Origin of the sequence: uncultured Gimesia sp., from assembly GCF_963976445.1 — a bacterium.
In the GTDB taxonomy this organism is placed as follows: domain Bacteria; phylum Planctomycetota; class Planctomycetia; order Planctomycetales; family Planctomycetaceae; genus Gimesia.
In genome coordinates this window covers 101144-120364 of sequence record NZ_CAXBKP010000003.1, presented here as the reverse complement: position 1 = coordinate 120364, position 19221 = coordinate 101144, and the positions used below count along the sequence as shown (strand labels likewise).

Below are 19221 nucleotides of genomic sequence, written 5' to 3'. Positions count from 1 at the left end.
CAATTCATGTCAATAAGCGAGACCAGAATAGCAACAGGGAGAACTGTTGATTCAACAGTTCTCCCTGACTCGAATTACCGACTTGCTTTTTCGTTCTTTTTGGCCTTCTTGAGTGTGGTCAGGTACTCGACGATATTAACAAGTTCTTCCTGAGTTAACACTTTCTGCAGGTCGGCAGGCATGAGTGAAATCTTTTGCTGAATGATCTCATCGACATCATCCATTTTGAACGTGCGTGCGATGGCTTCGGCATCTTTGATCGTGATGGCCTCGTCGGTTTTGTTAACAAGCAGGCCATTGACCACATTCCCAGAAGTCAGAATCACCGTATACGATTCAAAGTTGTGGCTGATGCCAGCACTGGGATAGAGGATCGATTCAAAGAGCGCTTCACGGCTTAGTTTCTTGCCGATCTCGGACAGATTTGGTCCAACCTCTTTACCCATACCGTTGACGATGTGGCACTTGGCACACGTCCCCTTCGTGTTGAACATCACACGACCATCCAGCGTATCTCCCTTGATTCCTGCCAGAACATTAATGGGAGGCAGAGGTTTATTGTCTTTAGTTGGAGGTGCCGGGAACAGTTTGGCAGCCCGTTCTTTCACGTCTTTCATGATCGTCGAAGACATCGCGGCAGCAGCCGTCTGCTTCAACTGCGGGTCGAAGGGACCTTTCTCTGCCAGTTCCAGCAGCGCATGTGCGCCAGATCGGGACTTGGCAATTGCCCGGACCGCTTCGCGTCGAACGACTAACGGGTCCTGACCATTTTTGATGATTTTCAACAGGATTGCATTGGCACCTTTATGTCCGGCACTGCCCAGGGCCCAGATCAGATCAAGCTTCTGGTTCTGTTCTTTTTCGGTATCACCTTTTTCCTGCAGCGATTTCCGAATCAATGCGTTCTGTTTCAGACTTAATGCAGCACGAATGGCATCGACGGCTGCCTGTGATTTACCTGACTGGCTGGCCAGCGCGACTAACTCGGGATAGTAGTCAGACGCGTTGAACTTTTCGACCAGCTTCGTGAACTCCGGAGTTCCCCGGCTGCTATCAATCACCTGTGCCAGTGCACGCTGGTACTTTTTATCCTGCGTCACAACGCTCGCAGGAATGCGGGAAATGGCTTCTGCGATGATATAGGTTTCCCGCGTTTTATTTTCCGGCTCTTGCATGAGCGCCAACTCTGCGATGGCTGTGTTTTTTTCCTTGCCGGAAATGAAATCCAATGCACGGAAATAGCGAGGTAGCTCAGCTAATTTTGTATCCGGGCTCTCGATAATTTTAACCAGATAAGGAACCGCTAATGCAACCTTGGAACGCCACAGCAGATCACGGCCCACGGGAGTATCCCAGTCATCCCCTGCCTGCTTGAGCCAGGCTGACATGAACTTCGACTCCTGTTCATCCATGCCAACCCCGAGTGCTTCCAGATACCAGCGATCGTTCCCATCATACTGATCAGCCAATGTGACCCAGAGTTCTGGTGCAGCCGAGGATTGATTATGATGCAGGGCGATGGCACATTCGCGACGCACCTGCGGTGAGGGATCTTTGACCAACTGTTTCACATAGGGAATCACGTCCAGCTTGTAACTCCGAGCCGCACGTAAGCCGGTAATGCGAATATCAGGATTCTCATCCTTAATCGCACGTTCGACATACTGCTTTGTCTTACCTTTGATACCAGCTAACAGCCAGAGGGCGCGAGCGCGGTTCCTCTGGTTGTCAGTCTGATAGAGTGCTTCTAATTGTGGTTCTGCCTGTTCCTGCAGATCGTGCAGCTTGTTCCAAGCCAGGTAGCGGGTTGCCAGATTGGGACTTTTGATTCCGGCAATCGCCCCTTCGGTTGTGCTCAGGTCAAGTTTATCGAATTGATATTTTGTATTGGGTGGTGCGATGCGGAAAATGCGTCCGCGTTTCTGATCGCCAATCCGGTGTCCGCCAACGCCGGGATCATACCAGTCGGCAACGAACAGAGAACCATCGGGGGCCACACAGACATCGGATGGGCGGAACCATTTGTCTTTCTCACTGGTAATGATATTAGCAATCTCGGCTTTGTAGCCTGCGCCCTCTTTTTCGACCGGATACGCGCGGACCACATTCGGACCAGCATCAGAGTGAATAATTTCACCTTGATATTTTTTTGGCAGAAGTGAGCCTTCATAAATACAGATACCCGTTGGCGAACCGGCGCCTGTCTGCAGCAGGTTCGGAACGACGCCCGGGTCGCGCAGGTGCCAGTGACGCAGCGGAATTTCCTCATGCATGCCGGTGCGCGGTGAATTCCAGCGTGCTCCCGTCAATTGATCGAGATAACCGTAGTTACCATATTCCATCACATAATTGATACGCACGCCGCGGTTACCATCGTCATCGTTATCCGACTGCCAGAGGGTACCAAAAGAGTCGACTGTGATTTCATAGTTATTTCGAAAATTGTGTCCCAGCACTTCGAAGTCAGATCCATCCAGATTACAACGGAAGACCATCCCTCCCCAGTAGGGTTTCCCATTATCCAGCACGGGGCGTCCATTACTTTCGAGAATCGGTTTGCCATCGCGATCGAAAACCTGTTTGCCGGTATTTCCGAAGTTCCAGTATAGTTTTCCATCGGGGCCAAAGATCGAAGTATGTGCGGAATGGTCGTGCTCGCCGCCAGCGACTTTGAACAGCAGCTCTTTCTTGTCTGCTTTGCCATCGTTATTTTCATCAGTGAAGAGAAACACATTCGGCGAAGCAGCAACGATGACTTGGTTTCCCAGCACACAGATGCCCTGTGAACCGTTGACGTCATTTCCCTGATAAAAGACGGTTGTCTTATCGGCCTTACCATCGGCGTTTGTATCTTCCAGAATCAGAATCCGGTCGCCCTCTTTGCGAGTCGGAATTCCACGCAGATTAGCGCGGTAGTTTACGACCTCACAGATCCAGACGCGGCCTTGTGAATCGACGTCTATACTGGAGGGACTACTGATTCTTGGCTCGGAAGCAAACAGCGTTGCCTGCAGACCGGGAGCCACCGTTAAACTGGGCACTGCCTGTTCGGGAGTACGTTCGGTCTGTGCAGACAGTGTTGAAACAGCAAATGCCGTGTTCAGCAACAGGGCGGGAATGATCGCAAGCCAACGATACTTCATGGAGTCAGTTTCCTTCTTTTTGATTAAGTGGTATCCCGGGTGTGAGGGTCATTCTATTCTATTGGTGTTTATTGATTCCACTCAGCGAGCATCGCTTTGATCCGCGCGGGATTATAATTGTCCGGTTTGGGATAGTCCTGATTGACTTCGAGTTGCTCAACTGTCACAGGCGTTGAATCAATGCCCTGGGAAGGGACTTCAACGTTGGCCGACCAGACAATCGCATTCAAGACGAGCTTGCGGAAATCATCGTGGCCCCAGTTCCAGTGATAGTGGCCGCCGGTAAAACCAAAACCACGGCCGCCATCAGGACGCTGATAAGCCCAAGCCATATGTTGAGGTTGGCCAATTTCTTTACGTACTGCAGGATTTCCACTGTGGGGGCCATCGGGGCGTTTAAGTGTTTCTTTGGGAGGAATTGCCGACAGTATGGGCTGCACGTTTTTCATCTCGGGCTGAAACCGCATGTGGTAATACCATTCATCATTAATGGCAAACGGGGCAACACCATTGGAGATGGGATGCGCGGGTAGACTTTTATAGTCGGCAGTCCAGTGAGGATTGACAGACCACCATTCTTCAAAGTAACCGCCAATCCAGCGTAAAAACGCGTCTCCCGATGCTCCTTTAGGCACTTCCACACCGTAATGAATGTTGACCATGCCCACACCCTGCTCGGCTAGTTTGTTGAGTTCATCCAGATGCGCGTTGTAGGGGTGACGGCCGCCACCATCGCAGTAAATCACGATTGAATCGGCGTCTTGCAGTATGCTTGAATCTTTGGGCCAGCCTTCGGTAACAACAGTGGCTTCAACATTCAGCCCACTGTTGTTTAATGCGTCCGCCAGCAGGATGCAACCGGCACGATGCTCGTGCGATCCATAACCGTGGCTTTTCTTACCGGCGATCAGAACGACTTTTTTTTTAGCGCCGCCGGTCGAAGAGGTTTTATTTGCTTTGGGGAATTCTTTCAATTCAATATCGCGAAACTGCACGACCATGGGTGGTCCTTGATGAAGTTGCAGCGCGATGATTCCGTCTGCCCGTCGCTGTTCGACATCTTCATCAGTGACATCAACGGTTGTGACACCATTGATTTTGTGAATGAAGTGATTGCCACGTGCGATAATATGGTACTCATTCCAGTCTTCTTTTTTGATCTTTTTCTGAATCTCATTTGTATCACCGACAGAACCAACGACTTTGGGTTTGTGGTCTTTTCCAATCACGGTCTTCTGCCCGCGTAAACCCAGAATTCCGCGAAAGCGTTCTCCGTAGAGAATGCCCGAATAAGTATCGCCGGCTTCAAAGTCGGCCTGATAGCCGCCTACTCGCCATTTGTCATCGCCTTTGGCCGAGAAGCTACGGTATTGTATTCCTGAATTACCATCGATGATTTTATATTGCAACTTCAATTCAAAATCGGCGGGTGTTCCACCACGCCAGATAATAAATGTATTGCCTTTTGTGGGATTTTCTTTCGTGGTTCTCCCCGTAATGGCCCCGTCTTCGACTGACCAGAAACGAGGATCGCCGTCCCAGTTTTTGAGTGTCTTGCCATCAAAGATCGGCTTGAATCCTTTCTCGCCTGCTTCAGAAGTTTGGGGACTTAAAAACAGAGCCAGACAGAATAGAGACAGAAATATTGAGGTGTAAATGTGGTTCAAGCGCTGTGACGTCATTAGTCCCTCCGGGAAGAAAATCGAAATCATTGAGAACAGTGGTTTCTCATTGTGGCAGGTTAAGCTAAATAGCGGGTATGAGTTTGTCCTCTCTATCTTAAACAGACAAGGGGATGTTTATCTAGCATTAAACCCAAGAATGCCCAATAGATAAGTTTGTTAAATAATTCACCTTTCGAGTGACGTAATCTGAATTCGGGTACTTCCCCTGATCACAGCTGTGGGATAGACATAAAAAAAGGCGCTGTTGCCAGCGCCTCGTCTCTTTGATGTTAGGGTAGATCTGCAAATACTATTGCAGGAATACGTCTGCTTCTTCAAGGAAGTTGGGTTCGAGAGCCCGCATTTCACCGACCGCGTCAGCGAGAGCAACGGGTACAACTTGCGTTCCCCGTAAGGCGACCATGTATCCGAAGTGATGCTTCAGCGCTAACCAACCGGCGTGAACACCGCAGCGTGTTCCCAGTACACGGTCATAGGCACTGGGTGAGCCACCACGTTGCAGGTGCCCCAGTGTTACATGTCGAGTTTCGAAGCCAGTCCGTTCTTCGATCATCTTGGCAACGGTTTCGCCGATGCCTCCCAGCTTCACGTGGCCGAAATCATCAACTTCACCATCTTGAGTCATTACGCCCTCTTTCTCACTGAAATGAGCGCCTTCACTGACAATCACGATGCCATACTTTTTGCCATTTTTACGGCGTTTTTTCAAGACTTCGACCATCCGGTCCATATCGATTTCGATTTCCGGGACCAGCGTGTAATCGGCGGCTGTTGCCAGGCCAGAGAACAAAGCAATCCAACCAGCATGTCGACCCATTGTTTCCACAACCATGACACGGCGGTGTGATTCTGCTGTCGTACGCAAACGGTCAACAGCTTCCATGACAATATTGATAGAAGTATCAAAACCAAACGTCACGTCTGTTGAACTGAGGTCGTTATCAATGGTTTTGGGACAGCCAATGACGGGCAGCTTGTGATCATTCCAGAGTTTGTTGGCAACGCCCAATGTATCATCGCCGCCGATGGCAATCAGACAATCGAGTCCCAGTTCCTTAATCGTGGCGATGACCTTAGGAACGTCCACTTCCTCATTCTTATAAGGATTTGTACGCGAAGATCCTAGAATCGTTCCCCCTTTGAAAATGATGTCGTCTGTGTTCTCGGAATCCAGCTTGATATAGTTTCCTTCGATGGCACCGCGCCAGCCTTCGAGCAAACCAAATACTTCGCCACCTGCATTGCAGATCACGCGTACTGCACCACGGATCACCGGATTCAGACCGGGACAATCACCACCACCTGTTAAAATACCGACTTTCATTATTCTTCCTGTACCTGTTTCGTAAAAGTAAAGCCTCTAGCGTTGAACCGAGACTTGAAAATGTACCATACAACAAATTGAAGTGAGCGAACCTTCGCCTCAGAAACCGATTCGTTTTGCCGACAAGGGACTCTGTCCAGAAGTGCGAGCGCACGATCTGATGAGTCTGTTACAATACAAAACGATCGATTTTCACATCGTTATAATCGTTCGGTGTTTTATTACCAGGTACGTTCGATAAATGTGGTATCGACTTTACCTTCGATAAATGCCGAGTGATTAAAGATTTTTTTCGCCAGGGGAATTGTGGTTTTAATCCCTTCGATGACGAATTCATCCAGACAACGTCTCATACACGCCAGCGACTCTTCACGAGTAGGGCGATGCACGATGAGTTTGCCAATCAGGGAATCATAGTAAGGGCCCACTGTGTAGCCCTCGTAAATATGCGAATCAAAGCGAACACCCGGTCCGGCAGGGACGCGCAACTTTGTAATTTTTCCAGGTGATCCACGAAAATCGTTTTCGGGGTCTTCCGCATTGATCCGTAATTCAATCGCGGAACCGTTGCAGGGAATATTCTTCTGTTTGAAGTCCAGTTTTTCCCCGGCGGCAACCTTGATTTGCTGTTGGATCAAATCGATGCCAGTCACCAATTCACTTACCGGGTGCTCAACCTGAATTCGCGCGTTGACTTCGATAAAATAGAACTGATTATCAGGGCCTACCAGGAACTCAACTGTTCCCGCGTTGGTATACCCGGAAGTTTTAATTAAGCGGCAGGCGGCCTTGCAGATATCTTCACGGACGGAGTGGGGTAAATTCGGAGCGGGGCTCTCTTCGACCAACTTTTGATGTCGCCGCTGCAGACTGCAATCGCGTTCCCAAAGATGAACCACATTTCCATGGTTATCGGCTAGAATCTGGACTTCGACGTGCCTGGGATTTTCAATGTATTTTTCGATGTAAACACCGGAGTTTTTGAAAGCCGCTTCTGCTTCCGCCGCCGCTGATTTCAGACCGGCTTTCAGTGAGATATCATTACGGGCAACCCGCATCCCTTTGCCGCCACCGCCGGCAGTTGCTTTGATCAGAACCGGATAACCAATTTCCTTCGCCACCCTTAATCCTTCTGCCTCATCGGTCACCAGACCTTCGGTTCCCGGTGATAAATGCACATTGGCTGCTTTGGCAATTTCGCGAGCGGAGACCTTGTCTCCCAGCTTTGCCATCGCTTCGTGTGGCGGGCCAATGAATTCAATATTGCAGCTACGGCAAACTTCCGCAAAGTGCGCGTTTTCTGCCAGGAAACCGTAACCGGGATGAATGGCCTGGACGTTACCGATTTCTGCGGCGCTGATAATACGATTGATCATCAGATAGCTATCCGTTGCGGCTGGTGGTCCGATACAAATGGCTTCATCGGCTAATGAGAGATAGTGTGCGCCCCGATCTGCCTCACTGAAAACCGCAACGGTTTCGATTCCCATTTCACGACAGGCACGAATCACCCGCAGTGCGATCTCTCCTCGGTTGGCTACCAGTATTCTTTGAAACATGTGTTTTTGACTTGGTAAAAGGACCTACATCTGAAATTCTGATCGCAGCCGTTTCACGTATAAGATTGCGAACATTCAACAAAAAGGCATTAGCCTTGCGTGATTCTGAACAGCGGCTGGCCAAATTCGACCGCTTCGCCATCCTTCACCAAAATCTCGGAAATCGTCCCGTTTATCTCAGCAGGAATCTGATTAAAGACTTTCATCGCTTCCACAGTACAGACAATCGTATCGGCGCCGACTTTTGAACCAACACTCACAAATGGGGGATCGTCAGGGCTGGGAGCAGCATAGAATGTGCCAACCGTTGGGCTCTTGATCACAGGACCTGATTCCACTGCCGGAGCCGCCGCTTGCTGAGGAGCTGCGGGGGGCGCTGGTGCTACAGGATGCTGAGCAGGATGAGGCATTGTCGAGGGAACCATCGAAACGGTCTCCTGTGGACCACGCCTTAATTTCCAGGTCTCATCACCACGCTTCAGATTGACTTCCGTCAGCCCGTGCTTCTCCATCATTTCAAACAGCGTTTGAAGTTTTTCCAAATCGAACGGTTCACCTTTCGGCACCTCGTTTTTTGCCATTGACCTACCTTATTTCATATTCTCAAGCTGCATTCGCATTGCTTGCTATTCTGAGGGAATATCAACGTAAACTATCGTCAGCAACGCATTTTTGTTTCAAACTCAAAGTACCTGATTCTGTCTGGAAAGGGATCGCACACAAATTGCGCGCACGCTCTACCCTGCCCGACTTGCTAAGGTAGAGATTCTAAGCCAAATCACCTTTGAAAACCAAGCGAAACAGGGGAGTTTCTCTAATAAAATCATGCACAACGCGCGTTGGGCTCATGGTAATCGGAATATCACTTAAGCCTAACCCTGTAAACCTTTAACGATTTTATGGCCCCACTTAGTCAAAAAATACCCCTCACAAAATACCGATAAACATTTGGATAGAACGGTAATAATTTCTACTTAGAATCATAACTTGTTAGATTCAAAGTCCTTGGGAACATTTGTGAGAACTTCATGTCCGGTACGAGTGACTAACACATCATCTTCAATACGAACTCCACCCCATCCTGGCAGATAGATGCCGGGTTCGACCGTCACGATCATGCCCGGCTTTAGTTCAGTGGAAATATTGCCTCCCAACCGCGGCCCTTCATGGATATCAAGGCCGATCCCATGCCCCAGACTATGCGTGAAGTGTTTTCCGAAACCTGCTTTCTGGATCACGTCGCGTGCGGTCTGATCGACTTCCGAACACAACACTCCCGGACGAATTGCCTTGATGGCAGCCACCTGAGCCTTCAGAACAGTCTGGTAGACCTTTTCGAATTTGGCAGGAGTACGACCATGAACAATCATGCGAGTTAAATCGCTTCGGTAACCATTCTGTGTCATGGCCCCCCAGTCAACCAGCAGAAAGGGGGCTTCCCCGATCCGTTTCTCAGTGGGCATGGCGTGGGGCAGCGCCGCGCGCGCTCCGACGGCGACAATCGGATCAAAGGCAGCCTGGCGTGCCCCGAAACGGCGCATAGCATGCTCCAATTCATGAGCTGCCTGCAGTTCGGTCATCTCTTCCGTCAATATGGCACGGAGCACTTCATAGCCCCGCTGTGCCTGCGAAACGGCTTCGCGGATTTCCTGAATTTCGGAAGCGTCTTTGATCATCCGCAGTTCTTCTATGAGTCCGGAAACGGGGATCCACTGGACTGCAGGCGTGAGACTGCTTAACGCATCGAGTAAGTCGCAGGTTACGACGTGGCTTTCAAATCCCAATTTGGGAAGATGCGATTTTTTGAGTACTTTTTCGAGAGCCACTGTCATCGACTCGGTCGCTTTACGGATGTAAACATCCAGTCCAGGGCATTCTTCTTCAAGTTGTGTGCTATAGCGACCATCGCTGATTAAAACAGTCAGACCTTTACCGATGAGCAAATAACTCGAATCACCGCTGAAGCCAGTCAGATAGGTCACATTCGTTTCGCTGGTTACCAGCAGCGCCTCTGCGCCGATCCGCTTTAGTTGTGAAATCAATTTCTTTTGCCGGGCAGCGAGATAATCCTTACTCATTTTGTTCCTTAGATCGGAGAGTTCTGTCAGTCATACTTGCTGTTACTAATCTGATTGTTGGCAAACACACTTTCCATTCGCCACATCGATCAAATCGGTTATAAACGTTATTCCACTTAAAACGATCGATGCCGAATCTTAAACCTTTTATCAGAAATTTGCGAAGAAAAAAAACCGAAGTTTCTGTTTCTTCCGTCAAGGTGCTATGATTTTGGCAGTCTGCCGCATTTACTTAAGTACTGTCTCTGCTCAATTTTTTCTGAATATTGAATTTTCATGGAACAGAAACCGACCGAACTGATCTTCAAGATTCAGGATATGGATTGTGTCGAAGAAGTCTCGATTCTAAAACGGGAGCTTTCCCCGCTGGTAGGCGGCGAGGAGCACTTGTTTTTCGACGTTCTCAACAGGCGTATGACAGTCAATCCCCAAACCGATGAAGTCTCAGCCGAAGTCATCATCGATGCCATCAGCCAGACAGGCATGCGCGCGGAAATCTGGGATGACAAGAAAAAACAAGATACAACCGCCTCATTCTGGTCCCGACAGGGAAGAACGCTGCTGACGAGCCTGAGTGGTTTCATAATGGGAACAGCATTTCTGACGCACGTCTATTTAACAGGCAGCTTTAGTGCTGCTCTGGGTGCAGAAGAAGCGACGAATGGTTTTATGCCGCTTCCCGTGCGTGTGCAGTACCTGATCGCAATCGTAGCGGGCATCTGGTTTGTGCTTCCCAAATGCTGGTATGCTTTGAAGCGTATGCGTCCTGATATGAACCTGCTGATGTGCATCGCCGTGATCGGCGCACTCTGTATCGATGAGTGGTTCGAAGCAGCAGCCGTCGCATTCCTGTTTGCTTTCTCACAACTGCTGGAAGCCTGGAGTGTCGGCCGCGCCCGCAAGGCCGTTGCCGCACTGATGGATCTGACACATCCGATTGCCCGAATTCGTGATGAAAGCGGAGACGAAACAGTTGTCGCACCAGAGGAAGTCATCATTGGAGCCACTTTTATTATTCGCCCGGGGGAAAAGATTCCACTGGATGGCCGCATCATCAAAGGCCAAAGCGAAGTCAATCAGGCACCGATTACTGGAGAATCGATACCAGTTCTCAAACAGGAAGACGATGAAATTTTCGCCGGTACAATTAACGGTGATGGGCTGCTGGAAGCGAACTGTACCAAGTTAGCCGAAAATACAATCCTCGCACAGATCATTCGCATGGTCGGCGAGGCACAAACCCGACGTGCCCCATCTGAATTGTGGGTCGAAAAATTCGCCAAAATTTATACGCCAATCGTGATGGCTGTCGCGATATTAATTCTGTTGACACTGCCAACTTTGTTACAGATTTCCTGGCATGATTCACTGTATCGCGCGCTGGTGCTGCTCGTCATCGCCTGCCCTTGTGCTCTGGTAATTTCAACACCGGTCAGCATCGTGGCAGCTTTAGCAGCGGCCGCCCGGAATGGGGTTTTGATTAAGGGGGGCGTATTTATTGAAATCCCTTCAAAACTGAAAGCACTGGCGTTAGACAAAACAGGTACACTGACTCGTGGCAAACCTGTTGTCACTAAAATCATTCCTCTGAATGACCATACGGAATCAGAACTCCTGGAACGGGCGGCAGCACTGGAAGCACACAGTAATCATCCCCTGGCGGTCGCCATTCTGGATGCGGCGAAGGAACGTCAGATTGATTATCAACCAGCAGACTCGTATCAAATTATTCAAGGAAAAGGCGCCACCGCGCTGATCAGAGGGCGGGAGTTCTGGCTGGGTTCGCACCGCTATCTGGAAGAACGCAAAGAAGAAACCGCCGAAGTCCATGAACAACTGGAAGCACTCTCCAACGCCGGGCAAACCGTGGTCGTGATTGGCAATGAAACTCACGTTTGCGGGTTTATTGCACTGGCAGACCGCGTGCGTGAAACAGCGGCAGAAGTCATTCGAGAACTACACTCAGCCGGCATTGAACAACTGGTAATGCTGACGGGCGACAATGCGGGCACCGCGCAGGCTGTGGCTGAGGAAGTTGGCATGGACCGGGTTCATTCCGAATTACTGCCGGAGGATAAAGTTTCTGTCATTGAATCACTGGTAGACGAATACGAGTTTGTCGCGATGGTCGGGGACGGCGTGAATGATGCGCCAGCCATGAGTCGTTCCAGCCTGGGGATTGCCATGGGGGCTGCCGGCAGTGATGTAGCCATTGAATCGGCTGACATCGCTTTAATGACCGATGATCTGATGAAACTCCCGTGGCTGATCAGGCACTCACATCGCACACTGAAAATCATCCGCCAGAACATCATCTTTGCCTTAAGCATCAAAGTCTTATTTATGGTACTGATGGTATTGAACCATGCATCTTTGTGGGCAGCGATTGCGGCCGACATGGGAGCTTCTCTGCTGGTGATTTTCAATGGTCTGCGTCTACTGCAGGCACAAACGATTGCCCGATTGAAAGGCGTCTGATCGCTCCGTTTGTCAGCGAGTGTACTCGCTACGGTTTGCAAAGACGGCTTCCGGAATTTCCTGCCCTGTAATTGCTTTGAAAATCTGATTCAACTGCTTGCGATAGATTTCGTCGACACACACAACTTCGCATCCCCTGCTCTTTGCTTCCCGGATCAAATCGGTTTCTTCAGGTAATTGGCTGAGATCCATCACCGTCATTCTCTCCCGAAGATAGGCCGGGTTGAAATCGCCCTTGCCATGTCCTAGTTTGAGATCAGGGTCCGTCTGAATCACCACATCGCTCAACGTATCATACAAATTGGCAAACGGAACGTATCGAATATCAAACTTACGCGCAATGCCCTGCGCGGCCCGGTCATTACCTGAAGCCACACTGACGACGGCCCCCTGTTGTGACAGACTATAAACGATGGCTTTCGTCAGACCACTTTGACCGAGGACCAGAATATTTTTGCGTTGGAAGATATTGTCCGTTCTCGTCGTGTTTCCTTCGAATTTTGCTTCCAGACTTTTGATAGCGCTCCGCCGCACGGTATCGTACGCGTGCCATCCATCTGATTGCTTTAACTGCAAATCACCATAGCCGGTCTGTTCGGATGACTCTTCCAAGTGTTCAGCCAATGGTAAAATAAATTCCCCCAGTCGTGGGCTCACCACCAACGAGCGAATTTTCAAAATCCCCAACATTTTATGTACCTGTTTGAAGTCGTTGATGACCAGCGGCAGACAAGTGTAGTCCAGCCCCAACTGTTCAGAAGCATTATTAAAAATCTCTATTGTGCGCCGCTCAGCAACTCCCAATCCGGCAACCCCGATAAAACGAGTTTTGGCAGAGATGCTTCGGTGGTGGTACACTTCATCCAATTCTGCCAGCGTGGGTTGCCCTTCAAAGGCTTCCATCCCTTTTTCCAGAGCGGCATAAATCCAGGGAGAGCCATATTTAATGCCGAGCAGTGAAAACGTAATGCCGGCTGCCCCCAGTCCCAGGCCGACCACCGGGATCTCGCGTTTTTGGCTAATCGCCGCCAAAAGTGGCCAAGCGGTTTGCAAGGTGGGAGTCGGCCAGGTGAATTTGATGATGTCGGCTTTTGCTTCGGCCATTTCATCGAAAATATCATCCACCTGCGAGAGTGGTTTCTTTAGACTCGTATAACTGATGACGCGTTTGGTTTTGCCAAATCGCGGGATCTGCTTTGCTGTTTCCAAATCAAATTCGATGTACGCCGGCTCTGCAATAATCGCCTGCTTCAATAGCTGAATCCGCTCGGAGTCTGTCCCTTTAAACTGGCCCCCCTCCTCGGGGCGTCGGCAGGAAACCAGAATCGGTGTCTCAAATCCGGAAATCAAATCTTCAATATCCGGGGTTTTGATCAATCGATCCAGACAGAGTTCTACCAGGTCCGATTGAGAGGCCGCGTTCAGAATGTCAACCTTGGCAAAATTACGAGACTCGGGAGTCACGGAGATACAAATCATGAGGCCACACAATCAATTGGAAAGGGAAGAAAACCAGCAAAGCCCATTAATTATGGCAGATTTATCGCGTATTAAAAGTGGCAATGCCCATCTTCGCTTAATTTCTTTCGCTGTTAATTTCGCTACGACATCATAAATGAAAAACACCCCCGCTATAAAATAGAGGAGGTGTTTGGAGAAGGTTCATTTGAGGTAAATTCACAACAGCATTTCTGCTTCAGCAGTCAGGTTGGTTTACCTTTTTCTGATTGATGTCGCAGGAGCCAAAGGAGGTTGAGCATTGGCAGAGTGAACCGGTGGTTGAGTGGTTGGCACGCAATTACCTGAAGCACAGGCACCACAATTGCATTCGACAGTCCACTTATAGCCACATTTTTCACAGGTATAATTGTGTTTTTTCAGAACACGAACCGTTTTAATTTTTCCACATTTCAATTCGCAGCATTTTTGCCAGGGGAAACGCACGGGAGGAATACAGATATCCTTACATTCAATATTGTAGCAATGCTTTTTGACTTTTAATGTTTCCATGTGCAATCGACAGGACTTACAGCCCTGTGAACAGTAATTGCTGTTTCGACATGCACCGTTGGCTTTATCACAACAGGGAGCACCAGGATTGGCAAAGTTCTGATTGCCTCCCATGATGGTGGCTGTGACTGCCAGTAAAACAATTCCAAAATATTTCATATGACAAACTCCTGAGAGATTCTTTTTTATGGATCCTATAATTAAGTCGAATTCAGCCTACTGTTAGAAGTCGACCATGAACCGTGTACCAAAGATGTCTGACTTACCACCGGTATAGCCGTCGATCGGACCGCGGTCATCAATTTCAGCATGGATATAGTTAAACTGCATACGGGCATGCGAATTCCACCACCAGACCAATCCCAGCGTCCAGTTACGTTCGTCACCGCCCGTAACATTACCGTTACTTAAGTTGAGGTAGGAGTAACGTGCAGCAACCTGCCAGGCTCCCCAACCGCTAGCGGTATCTCCATCGCAGGTATTCACCATGAAGAAGTTTTCCAGAGGTTTGACACGAGCAATCGTTCCCGATTTCCGATCGATGGGTTGATATTCGCCTGTCAGGAAGTAACCCGCCTGCACATAGGCACCTTCAAAGGTCAGGTCGGAACCAGTACTACCCCGACCGACATTCGTGACCTGGTATTCACTGACAACTGAAAAGGATCCCACGTTTAACATGGCTTCAAATCCAAGAGTATTAAACCAGGTTGCACCAGCAATTCGACCAGTATCCAACCAACGGGTACCTCCCGAACGTGCTTCCGGACGTGTGCGAAAACGAGCTTCGTTATTGTTAGTAGCAGAAGCGGTGACGTCCCCATCAGGATTCGCCCACATGTCGGCAATACCCAGATGCAGATAACCTCGACCACCTGAGGTTTCATCGTACCAGGGAGTTCCTGCCAAACGCCCGTTGACGCTCATTTGACCTGCATCACCTACGTAATTTCCATCTCCGGCAATGTTTTCCAGATTAAAGATACCGTAACGCCAGTTCCAGGTTTCATCTTCTGAAACACCATAGGCACAGATACCCAGACGTCGTGCATCTTCATTGAATGCTTCAATCACCAATGGACGTTCCATGAATGTGTTGTAACGACTACTGTTAAGGTGATCCATCCCCAAAGGACGTTTCTGATTACCAACCAAGAGTGTCTGAAACACGGGAAGATCTTTCCATCCCATATAAACATCTTTGAAGGCAGGATTACCGGGATTTCCGAAGTCATACTCAAATTTGTAGATCATGTTATCTTTAATGTCACCGGAAACACCAATCCGCAGACGGCGAAACTCAAACCGGTTTTCCGGATCCATAGGGTTGGCAGGATTATTGAAGGCAGCTATGCCGGGAGTGCTATCAGAAAAATTCCAACTATCCAGGTGAATTCGACCAAAGACTTTCAAAGTAGTTGCTTTGGAAGCATCTTTGGCTTGCTTTGCCTGTTCGGAATCACTGAACTTTTTCCAGTCTTCTTCGAGAGAAGAAAGACGGTTTGCCAGATTTTCATTCCCAGCAGCAAAGTTATTGATCAACAGTTGCTCGGAATCATCCAGACCACCACCCACATTTTTCAAATGAGGAGGCAGGGCGGGTGCTGGTGGAGGAGTTTGTACCTGCTCCTCTTGTTTTTGCTGCTTTGGCTGCTCCAGTTCCTGGATTCGCTTTTCGGCTGTTTCTAACCGTTCCAGCAGACGTTCCAGTTGATCAGAATTGATTTTTGTGTCTTCAGCAAAGACACTTGGTGAGGGTACAATGGCCCCCGTGAGGAGTAAAACTCCCGTCAATTTAATGATTGTGCGCATCTTCATCCCTGATGATCATCGCCCGGATTCCGTTTCGGGCAAGGTTGTACTGATTTCACTATTTGATGTGCGACTGCACAGAAATAGTCCGATCCTTAAACAGACTTATCGGCGATTCTTTTTTTAAGAAGATATTAAGAAACGATGAAGACGCCCGGCATTCAGTGTCCCATTACGCACACGCCAAACAGAACCCCCAATCAGGACAGCTTAACACGATAAACCTCACTCTCATCTGAACTTATCACTACCTGCTGAGTGATTTTCCTGAGGAGGCCCTGCACGAAACACTTCCCTTTTCGTGAGTCAATGCACCGTATTTCAAGGGTTTTACCGTGCTTCCCTATCAAGAAACGCGCCTGATTTGAGCAGAAGTTCAGAAACTTGACTGAGAAGGACCGAGAAGGCTCTTGCCTTGATCTCATATAAAAGCTAAATTCAATCGCAATTTGTTTGCTATTACAATACATGAGTGCCGATGGTGAGAGTATTCCGGCTATCTCACGTGATAAATTTGGATCTCAGGCGACTGTTTAACTCAATGAAACCTCTTTCACATTTTAAGAATGACGTTAAATTAACGCTGTTCCTGCTGATGATCCCTCTGATTCTGTTTCTGGTCGCACCCGGATTTTTCATTACGCGCACAACCATGGCCGCAGAGCAGACTCAGCCGCATGCGGAAGCTGAAAAAGCTGCCGCCCCAGCAATAGATGCTGCCGAGGCATCTCCACAGAAAACGGACAAAACGTGGGCGTATACACTACTGGGCATCTATTGCAGCGTGATCGTCTTTTCTTCCCTACTGGGAGGATGGTTACCTTCATTGGTTCGATTAACCCACACGCGTATGGAAACATTAATCAGTTTTGTGGGTGGTCTTATGCTGGGCATTGGCGTGTTCCATCTGCTGCCGCACGCAATCGCGGAAATGGGATCCGTCGATCGTGCCGTCTGGTGGATGATGGCAGGGATCATGACGCTCTTCTTTTTGCTGCGAACGTTCCACTTTCACCAACATGGAACCGTGGAACTTGAAGCGGAAGAAAAGCACGAACACGATGATGATCATGACTGTGATCATCATCATGCACACGCCCCTGTGCACTCGCATAACCATTCACATGAACTGAGCTGGATTGGAATTACTTTTGGGCTGGCACTCCATACGCTGATTGATGGTCTGGCATTGGGTGCCAGTATCATCGCCGAACAACATCATGAAGTCTTTCTGTCGCTGTTCGGGCTGGGAACGTTTCTGGCAATTACACTACACAAACCTTTGGATGCGGTTTCGATCACCTCTCTAATGGCCGCGGGAGGCTGGTCTGCTGGCTGGCGAAATGCCGTGAATATTGGTTTCGCCATGATGTGCCCGCTCGGTGCGCTCCTGTTTTTCCTGGGAGTTCAGCAGTTTTCCGGTAGCCAACACGTCATCATCGGATGTGCCCTCGCGTTTTCTGCCGGGGTCTTTATCTGTATCTCTCTCGGTGATTTACTGCCGGAAATGGAATTTCATTCTCATAACCGGTTCCGACTCTCTTTTGTATTGCTGCTGGGAATCGCACTGGCTTATGGGATTGGTTTTATTGAACCGGGTCATGTGCATGATCATGGCAGTCATTCAGAACATTCACACGATCACGAGCATTAAATTAACACCCGCCGCTCAAGTTCCCTCGCACTCGTTGCAGATTCCTTTCAAGAGAATTTCCGTGACTGTGCCAACCTGAGCCCATTGTTTATTTTTGGGCGTCTTGAACTCGACATCGTGCAGACAGGAAACGCTGCCACATTCAGTGCAGACAAAATGGGGGTGTTCTGCATCTTCTGGTTCATCCGGGTTTCGCAGCTCAAACCGCCACGCATGGTCCCCCAGTTCAGTCCGTTTGACAAGCCCCGCTTCGGCAAGATCGATCAGATTGCGATACACGGTTGCCTTATCAAATCCCATCGGAGTCAAGTCCTCTGCGATTTCGGCATGGGTGAGAGGTGAAGTCGCCTGGCGCAAAAATTGAATCACGGTGATCCGAGCTGAAGTGCTGCGTAAACCACTATTGCGCACTAGTGTGCGAATTTCGTCAATCTCTTCTGCTTGGGACTGATTTTTCATTATGTTATATCCGGGCACCCCACAGTGCCATTGAGTAAATAAACCACTTCGCTCGAAGCATATTAACGATTATATACCAGGATTACGAGATACTGGAAATTATTTGTCGTTTCCCTCCAGTTGCTGCGTTACCAGTTTATCAGGTAAATATCCTCTCCAGCAGGGAATCCAGCACCGAATCGTACGTCGATAAGCGTCATAATCTCCTTCAAATCGCTGCAGGAGGTCCTGTTCCTCAATGGGCCGCACGTAATAATTCCAGAGAAAAAAACCAACAATGATATAAGCCAATATCAGCCAGGAACCGAAAAACAGCCAGACAGCGGCGCCTTGTGTTAAACCGGCGATGGCCATGGGATTCCGCACAAAACGATAAGGACCGACAATCATGAGATGGCGTGCCGTATCAAAAGGAAGGGGAGTTCCCCGTCCGTAGATTCCCATCATTGTGCCGCTGGTCAGCCCCAGACTCCCCCCCAATACAAAGAATAGTATGCCCCACATCCGTTGACCTGAAACATGAAATCGGTCCCAGCTGAGCATTGATTCCAACCACATCAGCCCACCGGGAATCACCAGCAGAAACAGAGTCCAGAAGACGATCGTCTGCAAAAAGATTTTCAACAGAATCCACCAGAGAGGAGACTCTTGAGCGGCTGGGATAAACAACATTTTCATTAGGACCGATTTCCTCAAACTTCAATGTGCTTACCACTGAGTATAACAAAACAGATTAAAAACATCGCGCTCATACAACACAACATAATCAATGTGCCCAGCCAGCTACCATGTGTCGAAAGACTGAGGGCAAGAGAGTAGAGTCTGGCATAACTAATCCCACCGGTCAAAAAATAAATCACAGGCAGAGCCCAGACTCGTTTTTTTACCGAATCCATACGCGGCAACCAGTGAGCCCGCAATAAAGATTAGGAAATCGGGTAGCCAAAATGAAATCAATACGCGTTCTGAAAGTGCGTCTGACAGAAATAATGAGCGGCTCTCAGGCCTTTGAAGCAACA

13 protein-coding genes are annotated in these 19221 nt (G+C 49.0%); 2 read left to right on the top strand and 11 right to left on the bottom strand.

The window, feature by feature from the left end:
* Positions 1–74: 74 nt before the first annotated feature.
* From AAC022_RS05005 to AAC022_RS04980, 6 genes are all read right to left on the bottom strand, one after another.
* A complete protein-coding gene (locus AAC022_RS05005) occupies positions 75–3143 on the bottom strand; it encodes a PVC-type heme-binding CxxCH protein (RefSeq protein WP_339728585.1) in 3069 nt (1022 codons plus the stop codon).
* 68 nt (positions 3144–3211) lie between these two features.
* Complete coding sequence (locus AAC022_RS05000) at positions 3212–4825, bottom strand: family 16 glycoside hydrolase (RefSeq protein ID WP_339728583.1); 1614 nt, start codon at positions 4823–4825, stop codon at positions 3212–3214.
* 292 nt (positions 4826–5117) lie between these two features.
* The gene (locus AAC022_RS04995; RefSeq protein WP_339728581.1) at positions 5118–6152 is read right to left on the bottom strand and encodes an ATP-dependent 6-phosphofructokinase; all 1035 of its coding nucleotides are present in this window, start codon (positions 6150–6152) and stop codon (positions 5118–5120) included.
* A 221-nt stretch (positions 6153–6373) separates the two neighbouring features.
* Positions 6374–7711, bottom strand: a complete 1338-nt coding sequence (accC, locus tag AAC022_RS04990) for an acetyl-CoA carboxylase biotin carboxylase subunit (RefSeq protein ID WP_339728580.1) — start codon at positions 7709–7711, stop codon at positions 6374–6376.
* An 89-nt stretch (positions 7712–7800) separates the two neighbouring features.
* Entirely contained in the window at positions 7801–8292 is a 492-nt protein-coding gene (accB, locus tag AAC022_RS04985; protein WP_339728578.1) for an acetyl-CoA carboxylase biotin carboxyl carrier protein, read from the bottom strand.
* Between the two features lie 399 nt (positions 8293–8691).
* Entirely contained in the window at positions 8692–9789 is a 1098-nt protein-coding gene (locus AAC022_RS04980) for a Xaa-Pro peptidase family protein (protein ID WP_339728576.1), read from the bottom strand.
* A 276-nt stretch (positions 9790–10065) separates the two neighbouring features.
* Here AAC022_RS04980 and AAC022_RS04975 point away from each other — a divergent pair, with 276 nt between their 5' ends.
* A complete protein-coding gene (locus AAC022_RS04975) occupies positions 10066–12267 on the top strand; it encodes a heavy metal translocating P-type ATPase (protein ID WP_339728574.1) in 2202 nt (733 codons plus the stop codon).
* A 12-nt stretch (positions 12268–12279) separates the two neighbouring features.
* On the opposite strand, the gene AAC022_RS04970 is transcribed toward AAC022_RS04975, so the two are convergent.
* The 3 genes from AAC022_RS04970 to AAC022_RS04960 all read right to left on the bottom strand — a co-directional run bounded on the left by AAC022_RS04970 (position 12280) and on the right by AAC022_RS04960 (position 16089).
* Entirely contained in the window at positions 12280–13746 is a 1467-nt protein-coding gene (locus AAC022_RS04970; protein ID WP_339728572.1) for a type I 3-dehydroquinate dehydratase, read from the bottom strand.
* 234 nt (positions 13747–13980) lie between these two features.
* Positions 13981–14436 (bottom strand): hypothetical protein, encoded by a 456-nt coding sequence (locus AAC022_RS04965; protein WP_339728570.1) that lies wholly within the window; start codon positions 14434–14436, stop codon positions 13981–13983.
* Positions 14437–14499: 63 nt separating this feature from the next.
* On the bottom strand, positions 14500–16089 hold the full coding sequence (locus AAC022_RS04960) for a porin (protein ID WP_339728569.1): 1590 nt from the start codon (positions 16087–16089) through the stop codon (positions 14500–14502).
* Positions 16090–16630: 541 nt separating this feature from the next.
* Here AAC022_RS04960 and AAC022_RS04955 point away from each other — a divergent pair.
* The gene (locus tag AAC022_RS04955) at positions 16631–17743 is read left to right on the top strand and encodes a ZIP family metal transporter (protein ID WP_339728568.1); all 1113 of its coding nucleotides are present in this window, start codon (positions 16631–16633) and stop codon (positions 17741–17743) included.
* A 15-nt stretch (positions 17744–17758) separates the two neighbouring features.
* Here AAC022_RS04955 and AAC022_RS04950 read toward each other — a convergent pair whose 3' ends face one another.
* Together AAC022_RS04950 and AAC022_RS04945 are read right to left on the bottom strand one after the other, a co-directional pair.
* On the bottom strand, positions 17759–18202 hold the full coding sequence (locus AAC022_RS04950; protein WP_339728566.1) for a transcriptional repressor: 444 nt from the start codon (positions 18200–18202) through the stop codon (positions 17759–17761).
* A gap of 99 nt (positions 18203–18301) precedes the next feature.
* Entirely contained in the window at positions 18302–18880 is a 579-nt protein-coding gene (locus tag AAC022_RS04945) for an isoprenylcysteine carboxylmethyltransferase family protein (protein ID WP_339728564.1), read from the bottom strand.
* Positions 18881–19221: the final 341 nt, after the last annotated feature.

Bases quoted from the DNA above. Each gene is read 5' to 3' on its own strand.
- AAC022_RS05005 (WP_339728585.1), bottom strand. From the start codon at position 3,143: ATGAAGTATCGTTGGCTTGCGATCATTCCCGCCCTGTTGCTGAACACG.
- AAC022_RS05000 (WP_339728583.1), bottom strand. From the start codon at position 4,825: ATGACGTCACAGCGCTTGAACCACATTTACACCTCAATATTTCTGTCT.
- AAC022_RS04995 (WP_339728581.1), bottom strand. From the start codon at position 6,152: ATGAAAGTCGGTATTTTAACAGGTGGTGGTGATTGTCCCGGTCTGAAT.
- accC (WP_339728580.1), bottom strand. From the start codon at position 7,711: ATGTTTCAAAGAATACTGGTAGCCAACCGAGGAGAGATCGCACTGCGG.
- accB (WP_339728578.1), bottom strand. From the start codon at position 8,292: ATGGCAAAAAACGAGGTGCCGAAAGGTGAACCGTTCGATTTGGAAAAA.
- AAC022_RS04980 (WP_339728576.1), bottom strand. From the start codon at position 9,789: ATGAGTAAGGATTATCTCGCTGCCCGGCAAAAGAAATTGATTTCACAA.
- AAC022_RS04975 (WP_339728574.1), top strand. From the start codon at position 10,066: ATGGAACAGAAACCGACCGAACTGATCTTCAAGATTCAGGATATGGAT.
- AAC022_RS04970 (WP_339728572.1), bottom strand. From the start codon at position 13,746: ATGATTTGTATCTCCGTGACTCCCGAGTCTCGTAATTTTGCCAAGGTT.
- AAC022_RS04965 (WP_339728570.1), bottom strand. From the start codon at position 14,436: ATGAAATATTTTGGAATTGTTTTACTGGCAGTCACAGCCACCATCATG.
- AAC022_RS04960 (WP_339728569.1), bottom strand. From the start codon at position 16,089: ATGCGCACAATCATTAAATTGACGGGAGTTTTACTCCTCACGGGGGCC.
- AAC022_RS04955 (WP_339728568.1), top strand. From the start codon at position 16,631: ATGAAACCTCTTTCACATTTTAAGAATGACGTTAAATTAACGCTGTTC.
- AAC022_RS04950 (WP_339728566.1), bottom strand. From the start codon at position 18,202: ATGAAAAATCAGTCCCAAGCAGAAGAGATTGACGAAATTCGCACACTA.
- AAC022_RS04945 (WP_339728564.1), bottom strand. From the start codon at position 18,880: ATGAAAATGTTGTTTATCCCAGCCGCTCAAGAGTCTCCTCTCTGGTGG.